Genomic DNA, 4,330 nt, shown 5'->3' with positions numbered 1-4,330 from the left:
CGTCCGCCCGAAACAGGTACAGGAAGTCTTCGAGAAGATGCTGGCCCGACCGGCGGCGGTGGGCCTGGGCGGCAGCGTGCCCACCCGCCTGGCCGACCAGGCGCGGGAACTGTGGACCTTCGCGTGACCCCCAGCGCGGGCCTCGGCTGATTCAGGCAGCCGCTTCGGCGGCAAGCTGTGCGGCGTCCTGCTCGACCAGCAGCGGATCCACCGTTTCCCAGGGCGCGGGCGTGCGCACCTGGGCCCACATCGGGTTGAACAAGGCCTTGTCGATCTCGGCAATCATCGTGACCATGCCTTCGTAGCCGGCAAAGGCGTGGTGGCGCTCCTGGTTGATGTCCATCCAGGGCATGCGGGCCTTGAGGGCCACGAACTGGCTGCGGCCACCGCTGAGCATGATGTCCGCTTTCGCCTCGCGCAGCATGGCGTACATCTGGCGCGGGGTCATGTCGTCGATCATGTGGGCATCGGCCTCTTCGCCCATGATCTGCTTGATCTTTTCCTTGTCTTCCCTGGTGCTCTTCTTGATGCTGGTGCCCACCACTTCGAGGCCAGCTTCCTGCAGCGCGGCAACCACGCTCCAGCTCTTCACGCCGCCGGTGATCAGCAGCACCTTCTTGCCGGCCAGGCGCTGCTTGTAGGCGCGGATGCGCTCCCAGGCCCTCGCCTCTTCCACCGCAATCAGGGCCTCGGTGCGGTCCTGCAGCTCCGCCGGCGCGCCGCGCTCCACCAGCAGCCGGGCGATCTCGCGCAGCGTCTCGCTCATGTCGCCAATGCCGTAGAACGAGCCCTCGAAAAACGGGATGTCCCAGCGCTGCTGCATGCGCGTGGCGATGTTGATCATGGACTTGGAGCAGACCATCATGTTGGCCCGTGCTCGGTGGGCCGAGGCCACCTCGGCGTAGCGCCCATCGCCCGAGATGCAGCTGAGGATGCGCACGCCCAGGGCGTCCAGCAGCGGCTTGACCTGCCAGAGCTCACCCGAGAGGTTGTACTCGCCGATGATGTTGATGTCGTAAGGCGTCGTGTGCGTGGGCTCGACGGTGCCGATCACGTAATCCAGCAGGGCCTCGGCGCCCAGCTTGTTGCCCAGGTTCTTGGGGCCGGCAAAGCCGGGTGCGTTGACGGGGATGACCGGCTTGCCGAACTTCTCGGCGGCGCGCTTGCACACGGCTTCGATGTCGTCGCCAATCAGGCCGGTGACGCAGGTCTGGTAGACGAAGATGGCGGCCGGGTCGTACTTCTCGCAGATCTCGCGGATGGACTTGAACAGGCGCTTCTCGGCGCCGTAGATCACGTCAAGCTCGTTGATGTCGGTGGTGAAGCCGGTGCGGTAGAGCTGCGAGCCGGAGGACGCGCTGTGGCGGTTGTCCCAGGAGTTGCCTTCGCAGGCGATGGGGCCGTGCACCAGGTGGGCCACGTCGACGATGGGCTGCAGCGCAATCTTGGCACCGTCGAAGGCGCAGCCGCCGGCCGCAGCGCCAGGCGTGAGCTGCTTGGTGCAGCCCTTCTTGCGTTCCTTCTCGCTCTTGCCCTGGTTCTTGTCGCAGCCGGGTTCATCGAAGACCTGGGCAATCTTGGCTTGGAGCGATGCGGACATGACGGGCCTCCCGGCTGAGCGACGAACAAACAAGGCGGTTCGTGCCTGCCATTGCAGCTTCGGTGCCAGGCGTGCCGGGCCGCGCCAAGGTCTTGCAAAATCAAGGGCTTGCAGCGCCGGCATGGCCGGCATCCGCCGGTGCGAGGCCTGCCGTGATTGGCGGCTTTGCGACAAAGGCCGCAACAGTGCCTCACTTGACCCGCTGTTTCTCCAGCTTGCGCGCCAGCGTGCGGCGGTGCATGCCCAGGCGGCGCGCGGTTTCGGAGATGTTGAAATTGGTCGCGGCCAGCGTGTCGTGGATGTGTTCCCACTCCAGCGTCTTGATGGACGTGGTGCGCTCGGTCAGCTCCACTTCGGTGTTGCCTTCGCTGCGGTCGAAGGCGGCAATGATGTCGTCGGTGTTGGCCGGCTTGGCCAGGTAGTGGCGCGCGCCCAGCTTGATGGCTTCGACCGCGGTGGCGATGCTGGCATAGCCGGTGAGGACCACCACCACCATCTCCGGGTTGTGCGCCAGCAGCACCTGCACGCAGGCCAGGCCTGAAGAGCCGTTGGCGAGCTTGAGGTCGACGACGGCGTATTCGGGGCTGTGCAGCGGCAGCAAGGCCTGCACGCCGTCCAGGCTGGCGGCGCGGCGCACCTCGTAGCCGCGGCGCTCGAAGGAGCGGGCCAGCGTGCGCGCAAACGCGTCGTCGTCCTCGACGATCAGCAGTTGCGGTTCAGTGTCCATGGCGGCTTCTTTCGGATTTCTGCAACGTGAGGCTGGCCAGCGGCAGCGTCACGCTGACCTCGGCACCACCCTCGGCCGGGTTGCGGGCCATGATGCGCCCGCCCAGCAAACGGGCCACGTTGACCGACAGGAACAGGCCCAGGCCACGACCAGGCTTGTTCTTGGTGGATTGGTAGGGCTGGCCGAAGTGGGCCAGCATGTCCTCGGCAAAGCCAGGGCCCTGGTCCTGCACGCGCAGCACCAGCATGTCGTCTTCACAGCTCGCCAGCAGGTGCAACAAGCCCTGCGGCGCGGCTTCCAGCGCGTTGTCCAGCACATTGCAGATCATCTGCTTCAGGGCGGTATCCGACACGATGGGAAGGTCGGGTGCGTCGCTGCGCTCGTAGACGAATTCGGCTGGCTGGCGCGTGAGCTGCCATTCGGTGGCCAGTTCGTCCAGGAAGGCATGCAGCGTGGTCAGCACAGGTGATTCACCGCGGGCCTCGCCGGCGGCCATCAGGATGCCGCTGACAATGGTCTTGCAGCGCTTGAGCTGGGCCTGCATTTCCTCGATTTCCTCGCGCAGCTCCGGGTCGCCGGCAAACGGCGCCATGCGCGACCAGTCGCCGACGATGACCGACAGCGTGGCCAGCGGCGTGCCCAGCTCGTGGGCCGCGCCGGTGGCCAGCAGGCCCATACGCACGATGTGGCCCTCTTCGGCGGCGCGCTGGCGCAGGTCGGCCAGGCGAGCGTCGCGCTGGCGCAGGTTGCTGCCGATGCGGCCGATGAAGATCACGAGCAGCGCAGCGTTGATCAGGAAACACATCAGCAGGCCGCCGATGTAATGCATGGACAGCGGCGAGTCGTCCAGGTCCGGCAGGATCAGCAGGTGATGCCATTGGGTCAGCGCCACCAGGCACAGCGAGGTGAGGCCGACCATGGCCCAGACAAACGGCGTGCTCAGCAGCACGGCAGTGACGACCACCTGCAGCAGGTAGAGGAAGACGAAGGGGTTGGTGATGCCGCCGCTGAAGAACAGCTGGCCGGTGAGCACCAGCACGTCCACCAGCAGGCCGGCGAACAGCTCGGCCTGGCTGATCTCGCGGCTGGCGCGGGCCCGCAGGCCGCAGGCCAGGTTGAACATCGCCAGCGAGGCCAGCAGGATCAGCATTTCGCGGATCGGCAGCGCCAGGTCCAGCACCAGCTGCACGGTGCCGATGGTGGCGAGCTGGCCTGCCACGGCGACCCAGCGCAGCTGGATCAGCTGCAGCAGGTTCTTGCGGCCGGCCAGGCGTTCGGGCGCACGGCCGATTTCGGCAGTGGGCCGCGTAGGCTCAGCCTCGGCGATGGTCAGCGGGGTCAGGAGCGGCATGGGCGGTGGTGGCGGCAGGAAGTTGCCGCTGCCAGGCCCGGCGGGACAGCCAGATCAGCGCTGCGGCCAGCATGGCCGCCAGGGTGAACCAGGTGACGGCGTAAACCAGGTGATTGTTGCTGAAGTTCAGCACCGTCAGGCCTGCGCGCGGCCAGGTCTCGGGTGTGCCGTCGGTGCCTGCAGCTCCGGGCGGCAAGGCCTGGTCGACGAAATACGGGGCAACCAGACCGTTCAGGCCACGCGCGGCGGCAATGGCCTGCACGTCACGCGAATACCAGCGCCCTGCCGCCGGCTCGTTGGCCTGCAGCAGGCTGCCCTTGGGTTCGGTGAGCCGCAGCAGGCCGGTCAGCACCTGCGGGCCTTGCGGCTCGGTGGCCAGCCGGCTTTCGCGGCTGCGGAACTCGGGCGGCACGTAGCCGCGGTTGACCAGCAGCCAGAAGCCCTGGCGGGTGCGCAGCGGGGTCAGCACCCAGTAGCCGGTGCCGTATTCGGTGCTGGCACGCACCAGGGTTTCGCGGCTGTGGTCGAACTCGCCCTGCAACTGCAGGCGACGATATTCGTCGGCGTTGCGGTTCAGCGCCGGCCAGTCGGCCTGGACCGGTGCAGCCACCGGCGGGGCGACCTGCTGGCGCGTCACGCGGGCGATCAGGTC

At 67.3% G+C, this 4,330-nt stretch carries 4 protein-coding genes; all 4 read right to left on the bottom strand.

The window, feature by feature from the left end:
• Positions 1 to 151 precede the first annotated feature (151 nt).
• Positions 152 to 1,600: a nitrogenase iron-molybdenum cofactor biosynthesis protein NifE gene (gene nifE, locus FKP22_RS22380; protein WP_141289893.1), complete on the bottom strand. Its 1,449-nt coding sequence runs from the start codon at positions 1,598 to 1,600 to the stop codon at positions 152 to 154.
• Positions 1,601 to 1,790: 190 nt separating this feature from the next.
• Entirely contained in the window at positions 1,791 to 2,327 is a 537-nt protein-coding gene (locus FKP22_RS22375; protein ID WP_141289892.1) for a response regulator transcription factor, read from the bottom strand.
• Positions 2,317 to 3,678: an ATP-binding protein gene (locus FKP22_RS22370; protein WP_141289891.1), complete on the bottom strand. Its 1,362-nt coding sequence runs from the start codon at positions 3,676 to 3,678 to the stop codon at positions 2,317 to 2,319. Before FKP22_RS22370 ends, FKP22_RS22375 begins: the two co-directional genes overlap by 11 nt.
• Positions 3,641 to 4,330 (bottom strand): SURF1 family protein (locus FKP22_RS22365; RefSeq protein WP_141289890.1); only part of this gene is annotated, 690 nt, incomplete at its 5' end. The genes FKP22_RS22365 and FKP22_RS22370, both read right to left, overlap by 38 nt.

This window comes from Ideonella azotifigens, from assembly GCF_006519715.1.
In the GTDB taxonomy this organism is placed as follows: domain Bacteria; phylum Pseudomonadota; class Gammaproteobacteria; order Burkholderiales; family Burkholderiaceae_C; genus Ideonella; species Ideonella azotifigens.
The sequence above is the reverse complement of the archived record's forward strand: the minus strand, read 5'-3'. Positions and strand labels throughout refer to the sequence as shown.